Below are 22,978 nucleotides of genomic sequence, written 5' to 3'. Positions count from 1 at the left end.
TGTTAAGATAAATATTTTTACTGAATCCTTTCGCCGCTAATATACACTTGTTTTGCCGTGAGGCTTCCCTGATGATAAAGCACGTTCTGGAAATGATCCGTTTTAAAAGTAACAAAATCTGCCTTTTTCCCGTGTTCGAGTGTGCCGCGATCCATTAAATTCAGGGCAAACGCGGCTCTGAAGGTCATGCCAGCCAGGACTTCGGCGGTGGAGAGTTTCTGATAAGTGGCGAGTATCGAAGCCTGTGTGATGAGGTTTCCCATGGGCGCCGAACCGGGATTCCAGTCGCTGGCAATCGCAAGTATACCACCTTTGTCTAAGATTTTGCGGGCTGGGGCAAACTTCTCTCCCAGACCTAAACTTGCGCCGGGCAGGGCTATGGCAACGGTTTCAGATTGTGCTAAATAAGCCAGATCCTCGTCTATGGTCGCTTCTAGATGATCGGCTGACCTTGCGCCAACCTCTACCGCAATTCTGGAGCTTCCGGGGGTGAACTGATCAGCGTGTACGGTGATTTCAAAACCTAATTCTTTGGCTTTCAACAGGAATTTTTTACTTTCTTCCGGCTGAAACGCGGATTGTTCGATAAAAATATCCACACGTTGGGCGAGTTGTTCTGCTTTAACTTTCGGGAGTATGTCTGTAACGATGTGATCCAGATATTCCTCAGCGCTTCCGCTGTAATCTTTCGGTTTTAAGTGGGCTGAAAGACAGGTAGGGATCAGTGTTGCTTTTGTAAGTTGCTGCACCTTTTTAATGACACGAAGCATTTTCAGTTCGTTTTCAGGGTCCAAACCGTACCCCGATTTTATTTCGATGGTGGTGATCCCAAGTGCTATCAGGGCATTGGCCCGCGCCAGAGTAGTCTCAATCAGTTCCTGCTCAGTGGCGGCACGTGTATGTTGTACGGAGCTCCAGATCCCGCCACCGCTTTCAGCGATCTCCAGATAAGATTTACCCGCGTTACGCATGGCAAAATCGTTTGCTCGGCTACCACCGAAACAGATGTGCGTATGTGCATCAACAAAGGCGGGCAGACAAATCTGTTCATCTTCAATTAAATTTATCCCAGCCTGGGGGAATTCGTTTTTCAGATTCGTGAAAATGCCTGTTTTTTTAATCACGCCGTTTTCGGTAAGGATTCCGCCATCCGTTATTACTTCCAGTTGCTCATCAGAAATAGCGCCTCTTAACGGCAGATTGGCGAGGGTCACAATTTGTTTGAAAGGTCCGGTTAATTTCATAGAGGTAAATGTAATGTTTAAACCCAAAGCAGGCAATATTTTTTGTGCCGCAGGCCTCGCTTACTGCTTATCTATGTATTTGCTGGGAAAATCAATAAAAAATTTTACCTTTGAGATTATACAAACTTCATAAAAACATGCCTGATTTTTTACATCCGGATAAGGGTAACTTTTCTGATGATGAACTGCTGCACGAGGAGAAAATCCGGCCCCAAAGTTTTCAGGATTTTGCCGGGCAACGTAAGACTTTGGATAATCTGCAGGTTTTCGTAGCGGCCGCCAAAAACCGTGGCAGCGCGTTAGATCATGTGCTGTTACATGGTCCGCCAGGTCTTGGTAAAACCACCTTGGCGCATATCATCGCTAATGAATTGGGTGTGAACTGCAAAATTACCTCGGGGCCAGTGCTCGATAAGCCTGGCAGCCTCGCCGGTTTACTGACCAATCTGGAGGAGAATGATGTGCTGTTTATTGATGAGATCCACCGGCTTTCGCCCATTGTAGAGGAATATCTATATTCGGCGATGGAAGATTATAAAATCGATATTATGCTGGAAACCGGGCCAAACGCACGTTCGGTACAAATCGGTCTCAATCCCTTTACGTTGGTTGGGGCGACCACACGTTCCGGGATGCTGACGAAGCCGATGCTGGCCAGATTCGGGATACAGTCTAGATTAGAATATTATACCGTAGAACTGCTTGGGATGATTATTGAAAGAAGCGCAAGGGTTTTGGGAGTGAAGATTTACGAAGATGCCGCCCTGGAAATTGCCAGAAGAAGCCGCGGAACCCCCCGGATTGCCAACGCGTTATTAAGAAGGGTTCGGGATTTTGCGGAAATCAAAGGAAATGGCGAAATTGAAATAGGTATCACCAAATTCGCGCTGAACTCTCTTAACGTGGATGAGTTTGGGCTGGATGATATGGATAACCGGATCATGCGGGTGATGATTGAAAATTTCAAGGGGAAACCTGTCGGGATTTCAGCTTTGGCAACATCCATTGGTGAAAACCCGGAAACTTTAGAAGAAGTTTATGAACCTTTTTTAATTCAGGAAGGATTCATCATCCGGACACCGCGCGGCCGTGAAGTCACCGAAAAAGCCTATAGACATTTAAACATCAATAGTCCGAAAAGACCGGATACACTTTTTTAATATCCATCAATAATTATAAATGTACATCCCCGAAATATATAGAAGCCAGGACCAGGATCTGATGAAAGAAATCATCAGCGAAAACGGTTTTGCGCTGCTGATTTCCGACCAGGAAAAGCTTTGCGCCACCCATTCAATGTTTTTGCTGAAGGAGACCAGTGATGGCTTTTACCTTGAGACACATGTTTCAAAAGGGAATTTACAAGCCAAGGTGTTACAGGATGGTGATGTGGTCTTGTGTGATTTTTTGGGCGCAAACAGCTATATCTCATCGTCATGGTACAATCATAAAAATGTATCTACGTGGAATTATGAGGCCGTACAGATTCGTGGTACCATTAAAAAAATGAATGATGATGAGCTTTATCAGCACCTGAAAAAACTCACTTTCAAATACGAAAGAAAGCAGCGTTGCCCAATGTTTGCGGAAGATATTGGCGAAGAGGAAATCCGCCATGAGATGCAGGGCGCCTTTGGCATCAATATTTTTCCGACAGAAATCCACATAGCCTCGAAACTTTCTCAGAACAGAGAAGAGGTGGATTTTCAGCATATTATTAAAGAATTGCAGGCTTCTCCGGAGCAAAATGAAAAGAGAATCGCAGAGAAGATGAGAAAGTTGAGAAACATATAAAAAGAACGAAGAATGCAGGGCAACAGTTATACTTGTGTTTGAAAAGTTTGCCAAGTGTTCGCGACTTCAGGTCGAAATTTCACCGATTTTACACTTCGTCCTTATGCATATTCGTGCAATTTAACTTAACGTTTGCCGATACCGTATCACGTTAAAAAATATTTTGTACTTTAGAAATTATAAAATAATATAAATGAAACTATACCCTATACAGTGCGGAAAATTTAAACTTGATGGTGGCGCCATGTTCGGTGTCGTCCCCAAAACCCTTTGGGAAAAAACCAACCCTGCCGACGAGCGGAACTTAATAGAGCTCAGTACGCGCTCACTACTGGTTGAAGACGGTAAAAAGTTAATTTTAATCGATTGTGGCCTGGGTAATAAGCAAGATGAAAAATTCTTCGGGCATTATTCCCTCTTTGGTGATGATACCCTGGATAAAAATCTGCAAAAATACGGTTTCGTGCGCGAAGATATTACCGATGTATTTCTCACCCACCTGCATTTCGACCATTGCGGCGGCGCCATCGAGTGGAATGATGATAAGAGCGGCTATCGCCCAGCCTTTAAAAATGCGCAGTTCTGGACCAACGAGGAACACTGGAAGTGGGCTACCGAACCAAACCCGCGTGAAAAGGCAAGTTTCCTGAAAGAAAACATCCTCCCGATGCAGGAAAGCGGGCAACTGAATTTTCTCCCAACGCCACAGAACGGTAACTACGGCTTCGCGCCAGATCTGAAGATGGATGTGATTTTCGTAGACGGGCATACAGAAAAACAAATGCTGCCGGTATTGCAGTATCAGGAGAAAACCATCGTGTTTGCGGCAGATCTTATCCCGACCATCGGGCATATCCCTCAGGTATATGTGATGGGCTATGATACACGGCCACTGCTTACGATGGAAGAAAAAGGCAAGTTCCTGAAACAGTGCATAGATAATGAATATCTGCTGTTTTTTGAACATGACGCTCACCATGAGCTTGCCAGTCTGAAAATGACCGAAAAAGGCGTACGTTTGGATGAAACCTTCAGCATGAACGAAGTGTTCGGATATTAATATGGAGACAGAACATCAGCATACAACTAAACCGGAAAGTAAAATTATCGGGCTTACTGGCGGCATCGGCTCTGGGAAATCCACCGTGGCAAATTTTCTAGAAGAGATGGGTTTCCCGGTATATTATTCAGACACCAGGGCTAAAGAAATCGTTAATGAAGACCCAATACTGAAAGCGCAGATCATCAATCTTCTCGGTGAAAATTCCTATGACGAAAACGGACACTACAATACCAAATATGTAGCTAAACAGGTATTTGATACTGATGAACTACGCCATCAACTTAATGCTTTGGTTCATCCAGCCGTAAAAAAAGACTTTGAAGACTGGGCCGCGGTACAGAATAAGTCTTTGATCTTTAAAGAAACAGCACTGCTTTTTGAACTGGATTTGCATAAAGCATGCTTCAAGTCGTTATTGGTAACTGCCGAAGACAATATCCGGATCAAGCGGGTGATGGATCGCGACGCGAAAACCTATCGGGAAGTAGAGACCATCATCGCGAAACAAATGCCCGAAAAAAATAAAGTTAAACTTGCCGATGAAGTCATCCATAACAATGGCAGCCTCCAGGAACTTAAAACACAAACCGAAAAAGCCGTGGAACGTTTAATGACCACAGATTAGAAACAAAAAAGCCTGAATGTTGATTCAGGCTTTTCTTTTAGTTTCTGTTTTTCACGAGTACCCAGCCGGCAAATTCGGTGAAGAAAGCTGCTTTTGGCTCTCGCCAGCGGATTACAAACCAGAAAGTTCCGGTGGGTACTTTCTTTCCCGCGACTGTCCCGTCCCATAAAAAGCGGTTGTTTGCATCACCACTGAAAACCAAGTTTCCGAGGCGGTCAAAGATTTTCAGGCTTGGCTCTTCTTTACCTAATAATCCACTGTAATTCAGGTAATCATTAATGCCGTCCCCATTGGGCGAAATAGCGTTGTAGATTTGTATAACATTGAAGGTGGCTTTTACTGGGCTGCAACGGTCCGCCGACATCACAGCCACGGTATGCTCACCAGCCGAGACTTGCGTGAATACGTTAGAGGTTTGATATGTGCCACCATCCAGCGAGTAATAATAAGGGGCATTGCCGCCACTTATATGTATGGTGACGGTGCTGCCTTGGATCTCTATTCTGGTAATTTCAGAATCGGGTAGTTTGGTGATTTTAACATGCTGCCGGTATGTACAGCCATTGGAAGTGAGGTCTACCCAATATTCGCCCACCTTCACACCGGAAATCGTTTGGCTGGTGTCGCCTGTACTCCATTGATAGGCACTGAAACCAGGTCCCGCATCAAGAATGGTGGAGCCTTCTTCACAAATCTGTTGATCCTTAAGTAGGGGAGACAATAACGGTTGTTTGAGGCGGAGATGTAAAGTGCCGATGACATCGCACCAACCTGCTTTACTGAACCTGAAATAGAAGGTCCTGTGATTCGTAATGGTCTGGGAAGTATTTATTTCAAACAGGCTGTTGCCTTGTTGCGCTTTTGTCAAGTCATCGAATATCGCTATACGGTCGAAAGATTCCGTAGAAAATAACGAACCGAACTGCTCTATGGAAACTGTTTCTGTCTGATTCAGGTCGTTGTCGCATACCTCAGTGCTTACTGTTTTGATAATCGGGAAAGGATTGCCTGTTTTTAAACGGATTTCCGTGATATTTGGTGGACAGACAGAAGACTCGACCCGAATCCAGACCGAAGGGTTTGCAAGGTTGAAGGGATAAGTGCCGGTAACATTATCAGCACCACCGACAGACGCACTTTCGGGTGTGGAGTAATATCGTACGTTAAACCCATTGTTTACCGGTAACACGGCGGGGGTTATTCTATCTAGATCGGCATGGTAAAAGCCGTCCACACTTCCATCCAACGTTTCATCACAATGGATAAACGTGTAAGCATCAGCTAAAATAATGGGTGGGTTTTGTATACGGAGTTCTATGACTGCGGTATTGGTACAGGGGAAACTGTTTTCTAATTTTACATAGACAAACCCAGCCGCCGAAACGTAGCTGGCAAGTTCCTTTTCCGGGATTTTCTGTGTATATGCAGCGTCCTGATAATAGGTTTTAAGTACAGCCGCATCAGTATTGATGGCAGCGGCAGTTAAGTCGAAAATGCCGGTATTGGTGGCAGAGCATACGGTCAGTACAGCATCTTGGGCAACCACTTGCTTCAGGTTGACGGTGATCTGTACCGTTTCGCAATCGGGGATCAGGCCAGTTCCGCAAAAAGAGAATTTAAACCGGTCGGTTCCTGTCGCGTTAGGGTAGGCGGTATATACAATTTTCCCATCTGGCTGAATGTTTACGGAACCTTTTGCTGGCGGAGAAACTACTGTCGCTGAACTGATGTTGTAAAGCTGCGAACTCAGTACGAAACTTGGCGTCACCGTTACGTCACTACAGGTATCAAAGGTGTAATTGGTATAGGTATTACAATTAAAGAATTTATAATCAGCGGTCTGGATCTCTGTGCACGAACCTTCTTTCAGTTTTACTGCGTAGATGCCGGCTTGCGTGGGCCGATACTGATATTTTGTGCTTTCGCCGGGTGCATTTACATATCCCGAGGCTGTTTTAAGCAACCACTGATAACTGCTGAAGCCTTCGGTGACTTCCAAAACTACGTCCGGTAAGCATTCACCGGCACTTTTCACAATCACTGGCAGATAAGAGAAACCAGCGAAATATCCGCCATAGCCTACAGCGTCATTCCCCGCTGAAATACCGGCAGTTACCGCCCGCGAAGAAATTAAGCTGACGTTTCCGGTAATGTTTTTTATAGAATAGGTTACCCAGTTGGGGTTTCCGGTAACATCGAAAGGTCCATTCTGTGAGGTTAATGCAATAGGACTCCCGTTTCTGAATACCTCTATATGCGCGCCACGTTCGGTAATGATGTTCAGTTTTGTCGGTACATTTGTACTCCCGGCATAGTTTGATTCATATTCGTTTTCATCTATCAGTCCTATTTCGTCAATACGTTTTGGCAGATAACAACTTAACGGTGGAATGTAGTTGAAACCGCCCGTCGCCAATTCTGATGTAGTACCGTCACCGGCCAGTAGCTGATACACATACACGTTTTTATCTGATTTTAGGTGCATGTTATAATGATCGTCTCTCTGAAGCTGATAATTTTCAGAAGCTGTCAGGAAAAATTCGCCAGCGTCTAAGGTGGCAGCAGGGGTGGTGCTGCCGTTAACGTAAATATTTGTGCCGTTTTCGGTAGCGACTACAATGGCTTTCTCCATTCCCGAACTCAAATCGCCATTGCCTTTCATCAGTACAAATTCTTGCCCAAGTTTGTCAATCGGGACGGATTGATCCATGAGGATATCCGAACTGTTTGTCGAAGTGGTGGCATATTGCCCATTGAAGTTACCGTTTGTGACGACCACCGGCTTATTAGACGAAATTTTTGCCCCAATGAAGCCTTTTGCATTGTTTGAAATGTCGCCGCCTCCTTCGATGAGGTAGCTTTGGCCTTTCTGAAGAATTATATCAAACCGGGTTCTGGGTACGTTATCTGTAAAAACAATTCCCGGATCAAATTCAGTGATCGTAATTTCGGTGTTGTCTTCCGTGGCCATAATACCGGTCATAAAGTTCAGTATCGGATTCAATGCCGTGATTGGGGCCATTGCCACCCTGAATTCTGTACCTAAACCTGCAGTCCCTTTGCTGGTTACAATCTCACCATGATTAAAAGTTGAAAATCTGAATGTCGCGTAGAACGCTTTCTCACCTTTAAGGTAATAACCCATGCTTACAGGAGTAAAGAGATTAGCGGCGTTTTCGGTAATGATTTGATTACGGTTAGCTATTTTGTATCTTACCGGATTTCCTTTACTTACCGTCACGGTAGCAATAACAGCGTTTTGGTGATAGATGGATACTGGGAACGGAGTACTTTCGTTCGTAGAAATATATATAGATTCGAAGGTATTCCTTGGGATATTTGTCCTATCGAACATCGGCGGAAACCAGTGCTCGCGGTCGAGTTGTGCATCGAGCGTGTACGAAAACAGTAAAAATAAAAGTGGTAGAAGTTTTTTCATCAATTGGTATAATCTGCACAAATGTAGTATTTTATACCCTTATTTATTATGAATATGATAATTCACATAAAATAAAAACATCCGGCCTGCCGAAGACAAGACCGGATGTTTGTTTAGCCGTATGATGAAATTATTTAAGGCTTTGCATGTCGATGACAAAGCGGTAGCGTACATCGCTTTTCAGCATTCTTTCGTAGGCGGTATTGATGTCCTGCATTTTAATCATCTCTACCTCGGGCAAAATGTTGTGTTTGCCGCAGAAATCAAGCATTTCCTGTGTTTCTTTAATGCCGCCAATTACAGAGCCGGCCACAGATCTTCGTCCGCCAATCATTGGTGGAGTAAACAGCGCGTCGCCCATTTTGCCGATGTATCCTACCAAAACAAGTGTCCCGCTGATGTTAAGGGTAGAGATGTACGGATTGATATCGTGGTCGTAAGGTACAGTATCAATAATTAAATCGAATTTTCCTTTCACCGCTTTCATCTCATTTTCATAAGTAGAGATGACTACGGCATTGGCACCAAGATCCAGCGCATCCTGAATTTTATCGGGGCTGCGCGAGAAAAGGGTTACCTCAGCGCCTAAACCTTTGGCAAGTTTTATCGCCATGTGGCCCAGTCCGCCCAGCCCGATCACTGCCACCTTGCTGCCTTCTTTCACATCCCAATGTTTCAGTGGCGACCATGTAGTAACGCCGGCGCACAACAAGGGAGCAACCGCTTTAAGGTCAAGGTTCTCAGGGATTTTCAGCCCGAAAGCCTGGTCTACCACTACTTTCTCAGAATATCCGCCGAACGTGTGTCCGCCCAGAAACTGGTCGCGCCCATTATATGTTCCTACTGAGCCGTTAAGGCAATACTGTTCCAGGTCTTTCTTGCAGCTTTCACATTCGCGGCAGGAATCTACAAGACAACCTACGCCGGCAAGATCGCCTACTTTAAATTTAGTTACCTCTTCACCTATTTTGGTGATTCGGCCAATGATCTCGTGGCCGGGGACTGATGGGTATTTTGTGCCACCCCAGTCGTTGCGGGCGGTATGCAAATCGCTGTGGCACACCCCGCAGTACAGGATCTCAATCTCAATATCCTGCGGCTGTACAGCGCGCCGCTCAATCTGCATCAGTTCGAGGTCTTTATCTTTTGCTTCCGTTCCGTAGGCTTTTACCTGTGTTGTATTCATAATTTATTATTTTTAAAGTGTCTGGAATAAGTGTCAAATGTATCAAAAGGTGCTGAAGTCGACTATTAAAATTTTCCTAAATTTTAATGGATGGGTTTTAAAATTTTTCAGTGAGGTATTTCCAGTAACGCTTCGGGACATGCTGAATGTGCAGTTTCAGGTTTTTCCGCTCGGTGATATTGGTCTTTGTAAAGTAGCGCTGCCACAGTTTTTGGTATTTCTTTTCTTCGGTATGGTGCAGGTTTTGGGCATTTTTCAACAGCAGCAACTGCTCTGTTTCCGGATAGAAAAATTCAGTATTTTTAAGGTCATAGTAAACGCCAAAGTTCCTTTTGAGGTCGAAAATCATCCATTTCTGATCCGCATAACGGTCTTTAAAGAACTTAAACGCCACTGGCAACACATTGAAGTCAGGCTCGGTCTTGGCAAAGAAACTGCCGTCTTCCAACTTTTCGAAACGTACAAAAGCGTGCAGGCGGTGGATTTCCCTTGCCATACTTTTGCTTATTTTCGCGATTTCCATGATGTCATCATTGCCGAAATTCTGCAGTACGTTTTCCTGTGGTGCGTTTATCGCTTGTCTCACAGCAGAAAGTATCAGGTTTCCGGCATCGCTGCGTTCAGAAAGATATACCATTAGTAACTGCCTGATGCCGGTTTTGCCCAGGCTTTTTTCAAGGCGGGCAATTACCCGGTCAGATTTTGTTTCATCTGTAATTACTTGGCGTGTTTCGGCAAAAATATCTTCTTGGTGATAATCACTTTTACTGATGATTTTGGCAGGCGCAAAACGGTATTCGAATACCTCGAAAACAGCGGTCATCAGTCCGCCGAAGCTTCCGTCATACACCAGGGTGGTCATTTAGAAAAGTGAAAGTTGTTGTGAAAAAGGATTATGGAATTTTGATTTCATACCATTTAGGATAATATTTCGAAAATTTTGCTCATCAATAAAGCGGTTAAAAACATTGGTGCTTTCAAACTCCACGAAATATTTGGCACGGTTGACGGCAACGCCCATTTTTTTCAGATTCTCAAGTGTCAGTTTCTGAAACCGGCGTGCCATTAAAATTTTTGCTACTGATTTAGTGCCGATTCCAGGCACGCGTAAAATCATTTCTTTAGGCGCTGTGTTGATGTTCACCGGAAATCTTTCACGGTTGCGAAGTGCCCAGGCTAATTTAGGATCAATTTCAAGGTCGAGAAACGGGTTTGCAGGGTCCAGAATTTCGTTGGCTTCAAAACCATAAAACCGCATCAGCCAATCGGCCTGGTACAACCGGTTTTCACGCTGTACGGGGACTTGCGAATGCACGGAAGGTAAGCGGCTGTCTTCCAAAACCGGTACATACCCGGAATAGTACACGCGCTTCAGATTGAAATTCTGATAAAAATGGTCGGCAACTTTAATGATTTTAAGGTCGGTTTCGTTGGTAGCGCCGACAATCATCTGCGTGGACTGGCCGGCAGGGGCGAATTTCGGGACTTTCCGGAAGATTTTTTTCTCTTCTTTATACAGGATGAGTTCGTTTTTTACCAAACTCATGGGTTTTATCATTTCTGAATGAGACTTATCGGGCGCCAGAAGTTTAAGGCCTTTTTCTGTAGGAATCTCAATATTGATCGAAAGTCGGTCTGCGTACAGCCCGGCTTCTTTCATTAGTTCATCACTGGCACCAGGAATGGATTTGAGGTGAATGTAACCATTGAAATGATGCTCGAGCCGAAGTTTTTTGGCCACCCGTACGAGTCTTTCCATGGTAGTATCGGAGTCTTTGAAAATCCCTGAACTCAGGAAAAGCCCCTCGATATAGTTCCGGCGGTAGAAATTAATGGTAAGCTCTACCACTTCTTCTACCGTAAAAGCGGCACGTTTTACATCATTGGTTTTGCGCGATACGCAATAGGCGCAATCGTAAATGCAGTGGTTGGTGAGCAGTATTTTCAACAGCGATACACAACGCCCGTCTTCGGTATAGGTGTGGCAGATGCCAGAGGCGTGGCTGTTGCCTAAACCGCCTTTGTTTTTTCTGTTACCACCACTGGAAGAGCAAGATACATCATACTTGGCAGCGTCTGCAAGTATTTCTAATTTCTCCTGGATGCGCTCAAAATTCATTTTATTATGTTAACTTTACAAAGCAAAATTAGTAAAATAATATTTATTTACCTTGCATATTAGTATATTTTAAGACTAATTATTCGGGGTTGGATTTTGGTGTGCTGTCGTTACCCAAACGCTAACATTCCCGGCCGGCACCGGAAAATTCCCCCAACCGTTTTCATCAATAATCACCTGCTCGCTGCACCTGCCCAGATAGTCGTAAAACTGTTGCCCTGCATATCTCTCCCCGATCGCCATCGCACGGTAAGAGGCTTCCCTGTTGCTTAGTACGACCGCGCAGCCATGATGTTCGGCATCACCTTCACGAACCCAGCCCAGGCAATGGGCTTCATCGAAGTAATCATGTTGCGTGCCATAGGCGAATAATTGTCGGGCTTGCAGTAATGCCTCGATACCGTCCACTTTATTTAAGAAGATTTCCTGATCGTTGCCCTCATGGTCCTTATCGGTATAATGTGCCCCAAACAGATCTGGATAAAATACACAGGGATACCCATCTTGCCGCAAAAGGATGAGCGCATATGCCAAAGGTTTGAACCATTCTTCAACTGGCGCTTGCAGTGCCTGAAGCGGTTGGGTATCGTGATTGTCAACTACTGTGACTGAAAGGGTAGGGTTGGCTTGCGTTAATGTTTCATCAAATATCGTTCGTAGGTCATAATCGCCACCAGATAAAGAAGCTTGGTGAAAATTATTTTGCAATGAGGAATCAAACAGGCTCATGCAACCCTCGGTAGCTTCAATATATCTTTCGAGCAGGTGGAGTTCGCCTGGCGCCCAATATTCGCCAACGGCAAAAATGTTTTTGCCGGTATTGGTGCGCAGGGTGTAAAGCCATTCTTTATAGAAATCCGGCGACTGGTGTTTCACGGCATCCAGTCTTACACCATCAAAGAAAACCTGGTCATGGTACCACTGAGCCCAGGTATTAAGCTCTTCCCGCACAAATGGGTTACGGTGTTCGATGTCATTATACATCAGGTAATCGTAATTGCCTTTTTCATCATCAATCATGTCCTCCCAGCCTTCCCCATGTTCATGTATGATCTGGAAGATGCCTTCTTCGCCTTCGGCAAAATCTACCCCGGAAAAACAGGTGAAATTCCATTCAAAATCTGAATACTGCCCATTTCTGCCAGGGAAGGTGAATTTGGTATAACTTTCAATTTCAAAGGGTTCTGAAAGGTATTCGAGGCGGTTCTCTGGATTGACTTTGATAGCATGGAAGACTTCTTTCTCATCGCCGCCTGCCTTATGATTCAGTACAATATCTGCGATGACAGAGATTTGATGGTTTTGAAGGGTTTTACAGGCAGAAAGATACTGTTCCTTGGAGCCATATTTGGTGGCAATAGTGCCTTTTTGGTCAAATTCGCCCAAGTCGTAGAGGTCATAAGGATCGTAACCTACGGAAAACCCACCACCAGAGGCTTTGTAGGCCGGTGGCAGCCATACTGCGGAGATGCCAAGTTGTTTCAGATACGCTGCGTTTTCTTTTACCTCATCATATAGTGTGGAATCCCCATCGGAATACCAATGGAAATACTGAATCATCGTCGGGTTCATGCATAAAAATGTTTAATGCACTGTAGGTAGCAAAAACCATCCCCAAACAGAGGAGGGTGGGTTTGTGTGGTTTGATTTTCATGGTTAGGTCTCCTATTAAAATCATCAGATGAAGAAAATATCTTATTAAAAATGAATCTTTTACATACTTTGGCACGATTAGGCACTGTAATTGTATAAATACCTGAAAACGAATTATGAAAAGTAAAGTTCTTATCCTCGATAATAAAATATATCCGCTGTCCAGAGTCTCTAATTTTCTAAAGCAGAAAAAGTTTGAGGTGCTGAAACCTACCGAAACCCAAAGCGTCTTTAACCTCTGCTCGCAGGCGAACTTGGAAGCGGTGATTGTAGATTTACGCCTGTTTGGTGAAAAATCAAGTTTCTTTATTCAGAATTTAAAGGAAAATGTATTGCCAGAACATGTGAAACTCATCACGATTTCCGGGCAAACGCCTACGCATCATATCCTGGATAAAATTACGCTTAACAGTTAATGGAGATTTTGGTGATAAAAACATGATCGAAAGTTTTTATAACTGATTTTAAAAGTATGGACAATAAAAAAGGCTGCACCAAGATGCAGCCTTTATTGTAAGATATATCCGGCAGTTTATTTAGCTGCTACGATGTTAAGTTCAAGATCCACTTCCTGAGAAATCATCCAGTCTTTCGGATCGCCTTCGGTTCCGTAAGCCAGTCCCCAATCCTGACGGTTGATGGTGAATTTTGAAGTCAGGTTTACCGTATTTCCAGTCACTTCTACTTTAGCCGGGAAAGTAACGTTTACTGTTTTATCTTTAATGGTCAAGTTTCCACTGATGGTTTTGTTGGCACCTTCCACTTTGCTTTCAGTTCCGGCTGCAAGATCTTCCACTTTGGTAATATCGAATTTCACATTAGGATATTTTGCTACATCGAAGAAATCTGCACTTTTTAGGTGACCGTCAAGATCTGCAGATGTTTTACCATCGTTCATAGTCGGGTCTACCGCGTCAGGACTTGTAGTAAGCGTATTGATGTCTGATACCAGGCTTCCGGAAGTAAGGTTTCCGTTTTCTACAGACAGGGTTCCGGTGGTCTTGGTGAACCCGAATCTTGGGTTAAGACCTCCTTTATGATAGGCCTTCCAGTTAACGGTGCTGCTGTCGGTATTTACGGTGAAGGTGTCGCCAGTGTTTTCAGCAACAGCCTGTTCGGTGGCTACAGTAGCGGTATCGGTCTTTGATTCTTTACAAGATGCGGCAAACAGAAATACGGATAATGCCAGAACTGATAGTTTTTTCATGATATAAATTGTATTGTTTATTTTCAACTGCAAAATTACACGGAACTATTGTGTCTGAGATTGACCTATGGTAAGAACAGTAGCCAAAGTTCTGTTAGATGTTGGTTAGTCCGAAAAATAACCTTCTTCAAAAGGAATCTTCAACTGTACGGAAACCTGTTTTTTTTCCTGTGTGTTGAGGCTGGAAAGTGAAAGGCCAAGCAACCGCACCGGCTTATCGAATGGGCGCAATTGCCAGAGTTTTTTGGCCATTTCAAAAAATTCGGTAGCACCGCTGAAGTATGTATCTTGGGTGGTGCTGCGGGTGTATTGGGTGAAATCTTTGTATTTTATTTTCAGGGTAAGAGATTTACCTTTTATTTCCTTTTTCAGCAGCCTGCTTTCAAGGTCTTCGCTGATGATTTTAAGTTGTTCAAAAACAGCTTCTTCATCCAGCAGGTTTTCCCAAAAAGTCTCCTCAACGCCTACGCTTTTCTGTACCCGGTGCGGTTTTACATCACTTTTATGTACGCCGCGCACGACTTGATAATAGTAACTGCCAGACTTACCGAAAAGTTGCACAAGTTCTTCCAGCGTCTTTTTCTTCAGGTCGGCACCTTTGAAGATGTGCATTTCATGCATTTTATTGGCTGTAACTTTCCCGATACCATAGAATTTTTCAATCGGTAGCTCTTCCATGAACTTTAGGACCTGACTTGGGTGGATGGTTTTTTGTCCGTTCGGTTTATTATAATCAGAGGCAACTTTGGCCAGGAATTTATTTACAGAAATTCCGGCGGATGCGGTAAGGCCGGTTTCTTCGAATATACGTGTACGGATTTCGCGGGCAATGTTGTTGGCAGACTCCATCCCTTTTTTATTTTCAGTAACATCCAGATAAGCCTCATCAAGGGAAAGCGGTTCTACAAGGTCTGTATATTCATAGAAAATGTTGCGGATTTGGAGCGAGATTTCTTTGTAACGCTGGAAACGTGGCTTCACTACAATTAGATGTGGGCATTTTTGCTGTGCCAGCCGCCCGGGCATGGCAGAGCGTACGCCGAATTTCCGGGCCTCATAACTTGCGGCAGCCACCACACCGTACTGCCCGCCACCTACAGCGATTGGTTTGCCGCGAAGCTCGGGATTGTCGTGCTGCTCTACAGATGCATAAAATGCATCCATATCAACATGGATAATTTTGCGCTGCGGGGTCATACGGCAAAATTATTAAATTCAATTGAAGGTGATGATACTTAGTGTTTGGCGTCTGAATAATGCAAAATAGTGTTGTCAAAATCTTCCTTCCGGTCAATAATGACGTTGATAGGCCAGTAATACACCAATTCGCGGAGGTAATCGAAGGTTTTCAGGCGCACGTAATCTTTTTCTGTAGTCAGGATCAATTTATACTCACCGAGTTTTTTGTATTCGCTAACGATGTTTTTTACGTCCTGATCTGTGAAATTGTGATGGTCTTTGAACTTTAGGTGCTTTACACGCTGTGAGAATCTGGCAAGATGCTTCAGCAAAGGTTTCGGGTTCGCGATGCCGGTTACCAGTAGAATATCGTAATAGCCTAAATTGTTGTCGGGCAGAAATTTGTCTTTACTGTACACGTTCTCATCATACCCAATACTCGAAAAAAAGACTTTCTGGTTATGCTGCGGCCTGATGCGCGAAATATAAAACTGTTTCTTCTCTTCGGTAATATCTTCCGGACATTTAGATACCATGATGATCTGTGCTCTCGATGCCCCGTTGCGGCTTTCGCGAAGATCACCGGCAGGCAGTAGAAAATCCTTGAAGTAAGGGTCGTTATAATCGGTCATCAGGATGTTGAATCCCGGTTTTATGGCGCGGTGTTGGTAAGCATCGTCCAGTACCAGCACATCCAGATCCATATCTGCGATCATTTTTTTAGCGCCCGGCACCCGTTTTTCCGACACACCGATGACAAAGCGGTTCCGGTATCTTTCAAACAGCTGCATCGCCTCATCACCCACCGTTTTATAATTGCTATCGTAATTGGTGATTCCGTACCCTTTGGTCAGTCGCCCATAGCCACGGGAAAGAACACCGGTGCGGTAATGCCGCGACAGCAAATCAGCCAGGTACATCACCATCGGTGATTTGCCACTGCCACCTACCGAGAGGTTGCCCACATTGATGATGGGAGTTTTAAACTTCTTTGATTTGAATATTCCCCAGTCGTACATTCGGTTACGTACAGCCGTAACCACATGATAACCGATGGAAAAAGGGTAGAGATACCATCTTTTCATACCGTGCAAAAATAAGGTTTCTGTATCCAAAATAAAAACGTAGCACGCTGTTTTAGTTATTTAAATTTCGGTGGAAAAGTCAGCCAGCAGTAAAGTATGTAGATTGTAGCCTGCGTACAGCGCTTTTCAAACATTTTGTTTTAAATTTGCTCACTTAGAGATCTACCATGAAAAAGAAAAATATCGCCGTAGTGATGGGCGGATACTCCGATGAATATAAAGTTTCGCTGAAAAGCGGCCAACTTATTTATGACTCGCTCGACCGCGATTTGTACAACGTTTATAAGGTCATCATCCTGAAGGACGAGTGGTATTTCCTGGATGACCGTGGGCAGAAACTCCCCGTAAACAAAGCAGATTTTTCGGTAAGTCTCGACAGCGGGTTTGAGGTGAAATTTGATGTATGCTTCAATATCATCCACGGTCGTCCGGGCGAAAACGGCGAATTGCAGGCATATTGGGATACAATCGGGCAAAAATATACCGGCTGTGGCTTTTACCAGAGTGCCCTTACTTTCAATAAGAAAGATACCCTGGCGGTACTTTCAAAATATGGCATCCCTTCCGCCAAAAGCATCTATATCCGTAAAGGAGATGAGGTGAATGCAGAGACTGTGGTCGCTGAACTGGGCCTTCCTCTATTTGTAAAGCCCAATCAGTCAGGTTCTTCGCTGGGGATTTCAAAAGTAAAGACTTCCGCGGAATTTCAGAAAGCGCTGGAGGTGGCTTTTGCTGAAGATGACGAGGTGTTGATAGAGTGTTCCCTTGATGGGATGGAGGTTTCTGTAGGTGTGGTAGATTATCAGGGACAAATTATCGTGCTGGGTATTACTGAGATTGTTCCTCATAAAGAGTTTTTCGATTATGAAGCCAAGTATGAAGGAGCCTCTGAGGAAATTACGCCTGCCCGGATTGATGAAGAAACCCGTTTGCAAGTTGAAGATATCGCTAAAAAAGCCTACAAATCTCTCGGGATGAGCGGTTTTTCTCGCAGCGAATTTATCATCATGAACGGCATCCCATATATGCTGGAAATGAATACAAATCCTGGCTTTTCACCAGCCTCCATCCTGCCACAACAGGCAAAGATTTACGGAATTTCGATTAAAGATCTTTGTGGAAATGAGGTAGAAAAAGCATTAAATAAATAAAACTAATGAGAGTTGCCGTTTTTCCCGGATCCTTCGATCCTATTACGCTGGGGCATTATGATATTGTAGAAAGAGCCATTCCGCTTTTTGATAAGATCATCATCGCGATCGGGCAGAATTCACAGAAAAAATACATGTTTTCCCTCGAGCAGCGAATGGAGTTTATTAAAAATACCTTTGCGAAACACGAGAAAATTGAGGTAGATCATTTCGAAGGACTTACCATTGATTACTGCCGAAGCCGGGGCGTAAACTTCATCTTGAGAGGCCTACGGAATCCCGCAGATTTCGAGTTTGAAAAAGCCATTGCGCAAACCAACCGAGAGCTTACCAAGAATAATAAAATTGAAACCATCTTTCTGTTGACCTCTGCCAGCAAATCTTTCATCAGCAGCAGTATCGTTCGAGAGATTATCAATTTCGGCGGCCATTACGAATTGTTGGTGCCCGATACTGTACGCGTGTAAAAATTCAGCAGTTTTATTGGCATGCTGTTTAATATTCAATTTACCAGATCGTAGAAATCAATCTTATTTAGATAATCCATAACCACTTTCAGCGCTATGGTTCATGAAAACCTAAACCTCCTGATCGAACTTTTGGGGACTGTGGCTTTTGCCATGTCTGGCAGTTTCGCGGCCATGCAGAAACGGCTGGATCCCTTTGGGGTGCTTATCATTGCCTTTATTACTTCGGTAGGTGGTGGTACCGTGCGCGACTTGCTGCTGGACGTGCCTGTTTTCTGGATGCGCGACTTGGTGATGTGTACGGTGATCTTCGTCACTTCAATTGTCTCCATGATTTTCAAGTCGCTGGAGCAGAAGTTTCAGGTGACTCTTTTTATTTTCGACAGTTTTGGTCTTGGGCTTTTCACCATTGTGGGAATCCAAAAAGGGCTCAATGCCGACCTGCATCCGGTGATTTGTCTTACACTTGGTACAATTACCGGGTGTTTTGGCGGCATCATCCGTGATATTTTGCTGAACCGTATTCCGCTCATTTTCCGGAAAGAAATTTATGCCACCGCCTGTATTTTGGGTGGCAGCGCTTTTCTGTTGCTGGTAAACTACAGCAGGCTTTCCTATGTTTTTATACAGATTTTCACTATTTTGCTCATTGTAGCCATCCGTACCTTGGCTGTGAAATATCATTGGCAAATGCCGAAGTTTTACGGTGCTGAACAAAATTCAGAAATGTAAAGCCACAAAGGATAATAATGAAAAATCCTGTCTCAGCAGACAGGATCTTGTTTTGTTTTTAGAAGAAGCGACCTCGTTGGCGCATATTCGGGTTGTGGACGTGCTTCTGCATAGAGGGCATTTTCAGTTGGTCCTTCATCATTTTTATTTGCTCGGTCATCATACCTGCTGTGTCAAGTCTTTTGGCTTCTTCCAGCAGCTTGATGGCCTCTTGCCGGCGACCTTTCTGCATGGCACCAGCAGCGATGTTCAGGGTAGCCATAGCACGGTCATGTTTCATGTTAAGGCCGTATTCCAGGGCTTTTTTCATGTATGGCTCTACCTTTTGGGGTTGTTCCTGTGCGAGGGTAAGGCCTTGCAGATAATGGAAATACCCAAATTGTGATCGGTGGAGTTGAGACTTGAAATTGGTGATTTTAGAAAGCCATTTTGAGGCTTTTTCCATATTTTGCTTTCGTAAGAACCAGAAGGCAAGCAGTATGAATTCATTTTTGAAGAAAAGCAGTACGGGGATTGCAGAGAAAATCACCATCACGATGCCCCAGCCTATGTTTCGGTTCATCATCAGGTAAATTCCGCCCGCAATCATCAGGGCGGCAATTACAAATTTTATGTATTTGTTCATGTCGATAATTTTAGTGTTGCAAAGATAGATTTCACAAGTCAGAATTCAAAGTAAATTATTTCTCCAAAGATATCTGGTTATAAAATTAAATCGCCAGTCACATGACCGGCGATTTTTCAAGGATTATTTTTTCCGCTCCCAAGTCTGGAAACAGAACTCATATGCGTGCTTCTCATCTTTTTCAAAACAGGTTTCTGCTGTTTTTGTCCAGAGTTTTTCATCAATTGTCGGGAAGTGTACTTCGGCCTTTATGGTTGCATTCACCAAGGTCACTTCTAATTTATCAGCGGCTTCAATGGTTTGTCTATAGATATCCCCACCGCCGATGATAAAGATGTACTCATCAATTTTTTTAGCGAATTTTAAAGCTTCCTTCAGGCTGCCGACAATCAGTACGCCTTCTTCAAACCAGTTATTTCTGCGCGAAACCACGATGTTGGTACGGTTCGGTAAAGGCTTCCCGATGCTTTCATACGTTTTTCGGCCCATGATCACCGGGTGCCCGCTGGTAATTTCCTTAAAATGTTTTAAATCTTTCGGGAGGTGCCAAAGTAACTGATTATCAGCTCCGATCTCACCGTTCAGTCCCATAGCTACCACAAGCGTTATCATTTTCTTTAGTTTTTGGCAAAATTAGCACTTAAATTGTATATTTGGGTACCGAATCTTTAAACATAAAAATAAAAACTATGAAAAACAGAGGATGTATGAGCGCCGGGACTATCGGTATCGCTCTTGTAGTAATCGTAGTAATCCTTTTCTTCTGGGGGAAAAACGGTTACAATACCTTCACCGCAAAAGAACAGAACGTGAATACCAAGTGGTCGAACGTAGAAACGGTTTACCAAAAACGCGCGAACCTTATCCCCAACCTGGAAAGAACCGTAAAAAGCTACGCACAGTTCGAGAAAGAAACCCTTACCAACGTGGTGGAGGCACGTTCGAAAGCCACCTCAATCACTGTAGATCCTACAAATATGACCGAGGCTGATCTTGCACGTTTCCAGGCAGCGCAGGGCGAACTTAGTGGCGCACTCAGCAGATTGATGGCCGTGGTAGAAAATTACCCTAACCTGAAAGCAGACCAGCAGTACCTGAATTTCCAGCGCGAATATACTGCCATTGAGAACAGTATCCGTAGTGAGACGGTGTATTTCAACGAGGCTGCGCAGGATTATAATACTACGATTAAAACGTTCCCGAATAATATTCTGGCCAATTTTACCAATTTTAAAGAGAAACCTTATTTTAAAGCGGCTGCGGGCGCAGAAAGAGCACCTGAAGTCTTTACAAATTAATGAGTAATTTTCTTACAGAGCAGCAAATGGCTTCCCTTGTAGAGGCTATTCAGTCAGCGGAAAAGTACTCTACTGGCGAAATCCGCGTGCATATCGACTCCTATTCTGGCGGTAACAATGCCGAGATAGCTTTTGATGTCTTTAAAACGCTTTGCCAGAACCAAACGGCAGAGAAAAATGCGGTGCTGTTCCATATTAATTTTGATGAGCATTACCTTACCATTATCGGTGACGAGGGTATCCATGCGAAAGTACATCAGCAGTTCTGGGACCAGATGCACGACCGCATAACAGCCTCATTTGCACGCGGTAATTATTTTGAAGGACTCCGCAATGCAATTCTTGAAACAGGCCAAGAGTTAAAAAAACATTTCCCGCTTTCGGGCGAAAATCGCAACGAACTTCCCAATGAGATTACCTTCTCTTAGAACAATATGCACCTTCTTACTTTTGGGTATTGCGGTGATGGCGTTTGCCCAACTTGTGCCGAAAAAGCCTGCGGTGCTGTATCCGGTTTATGATGAGGCAGAGCTGCTGACAGCGCAGGAAGAGGAACTGCTTAACCGGAAACTCATTAGTTTTGCCGATTCCACCTCTACGGAGATCGCAGTCATTATTATCCCGAATGCCAAAGGGGAGGATGTTAATTTCCTCGCTACGATGTACGGTGAAGAATGGGGGATAGGGGAGAAAGAACAGGATAACGGTATCGTTTTTCTGATCGCGGTAGAAGACCGCAAATTCTCTATACAGCAGGGCCGCGGGGTCGAAAGATACCTGACGGCCTCGGTTGCCGGCCAGATTCTGGATTATATTGTTACGCCAAACTTCCGTCAAGGGAAATACTACGAGGGGATCAACCGTGGCACTACCGCGCTGATGGAAGCGGTAGAAGGCAAATTTCATCCGGTTACCAAAGAAACTTCCGGAGGTGGAGGTGTTTTTAAAATTCTTCTGATCGCTTTCGTAGTCATTATCATCCTGAGTGTGCTATTTGGCAATAAAGGTGGCGGTGGCGGTCGCTTTGGCAACGACGATGACGTTATACTCTCCAGACGTGGCCGGCGAACTTACCCCGGTGGCTTCTTTCCTTTCCCCGGTAGTTTTGGTGGCGGCGGTTTTGGTGGCGGATCAGGCGGCGGATTCGGTGGTTTTGGTGGCGGCGGCAGTTTTGGTGGTGGCGGTGCCTCGGGCGGCTGGTAAATCTTAGGATGCACAACAAATCAAAAAAAGCGAGTCTTCCCCAAGGCTCGCTTTTCAAAATCAATGTCTGTAAGTTAGCGTACGGCGATCCTACCACCACTGTCTGAATTTTGGGTAATGATGTTCAGTGGCCCTTTTTTCAGAACTTCGATACTTCCCGAAGAACTTGCGGTGGCGCTTAGTTGGTTAATGGCGCTGATGCTTACACTTCCGCTGCTTGTAGCTTTGGCTTCCGCGGTTTCAGCTGTTAGTTTTATGGCGTTTATAGTTCCTGATGAAGAAGCGTCAAGTTCCGCGTTTTTAGTTTTTCCTGACAGTTGTATGCTGCCGGAAGAAGCGGCTTCGGCCTCAAGATTTATCGCCCAGACTTTCCCCGAGAACAAGCCGGAACTGGAGACGTCAATACTGAGCTCATTGGCTTCAAGATGGCCGCTGATCTGCGCGGAACTTGATACCTCAACTTCTGTTTGGTCTTGCGTGAACTGGTCCTTGATATCAATACGGGCAGAAGAAGCTGCCTCAATCGTATGGAAATCTTTAGCGAAAATTTTAGCACGTACGTTCCGTGCCGATATTTGAAGTCCAGGCTTGAAGCGTATCACCAACTTGCCGTTGTTATTTTCCACTAAAATGTCTTCCAGAATGTCTTGTGGTGCAGAGATCACAACTTTTTCAGTGTCAGCTTTTATGACTTCCGCGGAAATCGACTGTACTACTTTTATTTCATCAAAATTTACATTAAATTCTTTACTCGTGATGGTTTCTTTACCTTCTTTCGGGGCGAAACTGGCTGGCAGCACGTGTTCAGATTTAATATTGCATGACAGCAGTGCTGCGCAAAAGGCGGATAAATAAAGACTGGTTTTCATGGTGTTTAGTTTTGGTTAAAATTAATATCTTTACCCTAA

General features: G+C 44.3%; 23 protein-coding genes. 11 read left to right on the top strand and 12 right to left on the bottom strand.

All coding sequences use genetic code 11. From position 1 onward, the window contains the following. Positions 1 to 17: 17 nt before the first annotated feature. On the bottom strand, positions 18 to 1,244 hold the full coding sequence (hutI, locus tag CO230_RS09860) for an imidazolonepropionase (protein ID WP_122028445.1): 1,227 nt from the start codon (positions 1,242 to 1,244) through the stop codon (positions 18 to 20). A 137-nt stretch (positions 1,245 to 1,381) separates the two neighbouring features. On the opposite strand from hutI, the gene ruvB reads away from it, so the two are divergent. The 4 genes from ruvB (at position 1,382) to coaE (ending at position 4,726) form a co-directional block, all read left to right on the top strand. Further along, entirely contained in the window at positions 1,382 to 2,404 is a 1,023-nt protein-coding gene (ruvB, locus tag CO230_RS09855) for a Holliday junction branch migration DNA helicase RuvB (protein WP_122028444.1), read from the top strand. Positions 2,405 to 2,423: 19 nt separating this feature from the next. Continuing rightward, positions 2,424 to 3,038 carry an FMN-binding negative transcriptional regulator gene (locus CO230_RS09850; RefSeq protein ID WP_122028443.1) on the top strand — a complete coding sequence of 205 codons (615 nt, stop codon included), beginning with the start codon at positions 2,424 to 2,426 and terminating at the stop codon, positions 3,036 to 3,038. 193 nt (positions 3,039 to 3,231) lie between these two features. Continuing rightward, positions 3,232 to 4,098, top strand: coding sequence for an MBL fold metallo-hydrolase (locus CO230_RS09845; protein WP_122028442.1), 867 nt, complete (start codon positions 3,232 to 3,234; stop codon positions 4,096 to 4,098). A gap of 1 nt (position 4,099) precedes the next feature. Further along, positions 4,100 to 4,726, top strand: coding sequence for a dephospho-CoA kinase (gene coaE / locus CO230_RS09840; protein ID WP_122028441.1), 627 nt, complete (start codon positions 4,100 to 4,102; stop codon positions 4,724 to 4,726). Positions 4,727 to 4,763: 37 nt separating this feature from the next. Here coaE and CO230_RS09835 read toward each other — a convergent pair whose 3' ends face one another. The 5 genes from CO230_RS09835 to CO230_RS09815 form a co-directional block, all read right to left on the bottom strand. Next, a complete protein-coding gene (locus tag CO230_RS09835) occupies positions 4,764 to 8,165 on the bottom strand; it encodes a T9SS type B sorting domain-containing protein (RefSeq protein WP_122028440.1) in 3,402 nt (1,133 codons plus the stop codon). Between the two features lie 130 nt (positions 8,166 to 8,295). Further along, complete coding sequence (locus CO230_RS09830) at positions 8,296 to 9,351, bottom strand: NAD(P)-dependent alcohol dehydrogenase (protein WP_122028439.1); 1,056 nt, start codon at positions 9,349 to 9,351, stop codon at positions 8,296 to 8,298. 97 nt (positions 9,352 to 9,448) lie between these two features. Next, positions 9,449 to 10,213: a TIGR03915 family putative DNA repair protein gene (locus CO230_RS09825; protein WP_122028438.1), complete on the bottom strand. Its 765-nt coding sequence runs from the start codon at positions 10,211 to 10,213 to the stop codon at positions 9,449 to 9,451. Beyond that, complete coding sequence (locus CO230_RS09820) at positions 10,214 to 11,470, bottom strand: putative DNA modification/repair radical SAM protein (protein ID WP_122028437.1); 1,257 nt, start codon at positions 11,468 to 11,470, stop codon at positions 10,214 to 10,216. It abuts the gene before it with no gap. 75 nt (positions 11,471 to 11,545) lie between these two features. Continuing rightward, positions 11,546 to 13,042 (bottom strand): alpha-amylase, encoded by a 1,497-nt coding sequence (locus tag CO230_RS09815; protein ID WP_122028436.1) that lies wholly within the window; start codon positions 13,040 to 13,042, stop codon positions 11,546 to 11,548. 197 nt (positions 13,043 to 13,239) lie between these two features. On the opposite strand from CO230_RS09815, the gene CO230_RS09810 reads away from it, so the two are divergent. After that, a complete protein-coding gene (locus tag CO230_RS09810; protein ID WP_122028435.1) occupies positions 13,240 to 13,539 on the top strand; it encodes a hypothetical protein in 300 nt (99 codons plus the stop codon). 116 nt (positions 13,540 to 13,655) lie between these two features. Here CO230_RS09810 and CO230_RS09805 read toward each other — a convergent pair whose 3' ends face one another. From CO230_RS09805 to lpxK, 3 genes are all read right to left on the bottom strand, one after another. After that, positions 13,656 to 14,330, bottom strand: a complete 675-nt coding sequence (locus CO230_RS09805; protein WP_122028434.1) for a YceI family protein — start codon at positions 14,328 to 14,330, stop codon at positions 13,656 to 13,658. A gap of 105 nt (positions 14,331 to 14,435) precedes the next feature. Further along, positions 14,436 to 15,527 carry a DNA polymerase IV gene (gene dinB / locus CO230_RS09800; protein WP_122028433.1) on the bottom strand — a complete coding sequence of 364 codons (1,092 nt, stop codon included), beginning with the start codon at positions 15,525 to 15,527 and terminating at the stop codon, positions 14,436 to 14,438. Positions 15,528 to 15,565: 38 nt separating this feature from the next. Next, positions 15,566 to 16,594 carry a tetraacyldisaccharide 4'-kinase gene (gene lpxK / locus CO230_RS09795; protein ID WP_122028432.1) on the bottom strand — a complete coding sequence of 343 codons (1,029 nt, stop codon included), beginning with the start codon at positions 16,592 to 16,594 and terminating at the stop codon, positions 15,566 to 15,568. Positions 16,595 to 16,761: 167 nt separating this feature from the next. On the opposite strand from lpxK, the gene CO230_RS09790 reads away from it, so the two are divergent. From CO230_RS09790 to CO230_RS09780, 3 genes are all read left to right on the top strand, one after another. Next, the gene (locus CO230_RS09790) at positions 16,762 to 17,745 is read left to right on the top strand and encodes a D-alanine--D-alanine ligase (protein ID WP_122028431.1); all 984 of its coding nucleotides are present in this window, start codon (positions 16,762 to 16,764) and stop codon (positions 17,743 to 17,745) included. 5 nt (positions 17,746 to 17,750) lie between these two features. Beyond that, positions 17,751 to 18,212 (top strand): pantetheine-phosphate adenylyltransferase, encoded by a 462-nt coding sequence (gene coaD, locus CO230_RS09785; protein WP_122028430.1) that lies wholly within the window; start codon positions 17,751 to 17,753, stop codon positions 18,210 to 18,212. A gap of 96 nt (positions 18,213 to 18,308) precedes the next feature. Beyond that, positions 18,309 to 18,944 carry a trimeric intracellular cation channel family protein gene (locus tag CO230_RS09780; RefSeq protein WP_122028429.1) on the top strand — a complete coding sequence of 212 codons (636 nt, stop codon included), beginning with the start codon at positions 18,309 to 18,311 and terminating at the stop codon, positions 18,942 to 18,944. A 58-nt stretch (positions 18,945 to 19,002) separates the two neighbouring features. Here the strand turns inward: CO230_RS09780 and CO230_RS09775 are convergent, their stop codons facing one another. Continuing rightward, a complete protein-coding gene (locus CO230_RS09775; RefSeq protein ID WP_122028428.1) occupies positions 19,003 to 19,569 on the bottom strand; it encodes a DUF2892 domain-containing protein in 567 nt (188 codons plus the stop codon). A gap of 123 nt (positions 19,570 to 19,692) precedes the next feature. Then, positions 19,693 to 20,181, bottom strand: a complete 489-nt coding sequence (locus CO230_RS09770; protein WP_122028427.1) for a dihydrofolate reductase — start codon at positions 20,179 to 20,181, stop codon at positions 19,693 to 19,695. 77 nt (positions 20,182 to 20,258) lie between these two features. On the opposite strand from CO230_RS09770, the gene CO230_RS09765 reads away from it, so the two are divergent. The 3 genes from CO230_RS09765 to CO230_RS09755 are packed head-to-tail and all read left to right on the top strand — an operon-like array spanning position 20,259 to position 22,070. Then, positions 20,259 to 20,867, top strand: coding sequence for a LemA family protein (locus CO230_RS09765; protein WP_122028953.1), 609 nt, complete (start codon positions 20,259 to 20,261; stop codon positions 20,865 to 20,867). Then, on the top strand, positions 20,867 to 21,295 hold the full coding sequence (locus CO230_RS09760; RefSeq protein ID WP_122028426.1) for a TPM domain-containing protein: 429 nt from the start codon (positions 20,867 to 20,869) through the stop codon (positions 21,293 to 21,295). The genes CO230_RS09765 and CO230_RS09760 overlap by 1 nt, the downstream gene beginning before the upstream one ends. Then, on the top strand, positions 21,276 to 22,070 hold the full coding sequence (locus CO230_RS09755) for a TPM domain-containing protein (protein WP_122028425.1): 795 nt from the start codon (positions 21,276 to 21,278) through the stop codon (positions 22,068 to 22,070). Before CO230_RS09760 ends, CO230_RS09755 begins: the two co-directional genes overlap by 20 nt. A 74-nt stretch (positions 22,071 to 22,144) precedes the next feature. On the opposite strand, the gene CO230_RS09750 is transcribed toward CO230_RS09755, so the two are convergent. Continuing rightward, entirely contained in the window at positions 22,145 to 22,939 is a 795-nt protein-coding gene (locus CO230_RS09750; protein WP_122028424.1) for a head GIN domain-containing protein, read from the bottom strand. Positions 22,940 to 22,978: the final 39 nt, after the last annotated feature.

Origin of the sequence: Chryseobacterium sp. 6424, from assembly GCF_003692615.1 — a bacterium.
GTDB lineage: Bacteria > Bacteroidota > Bacteroidia > Flavobacteriales > Weeksellaceae > Kaistella.
The sequence above is the reverse complement of the archived record's forward strand: the minus strand, read 5'-3'. Positions and strand labels throughout refer to the sequence as shown.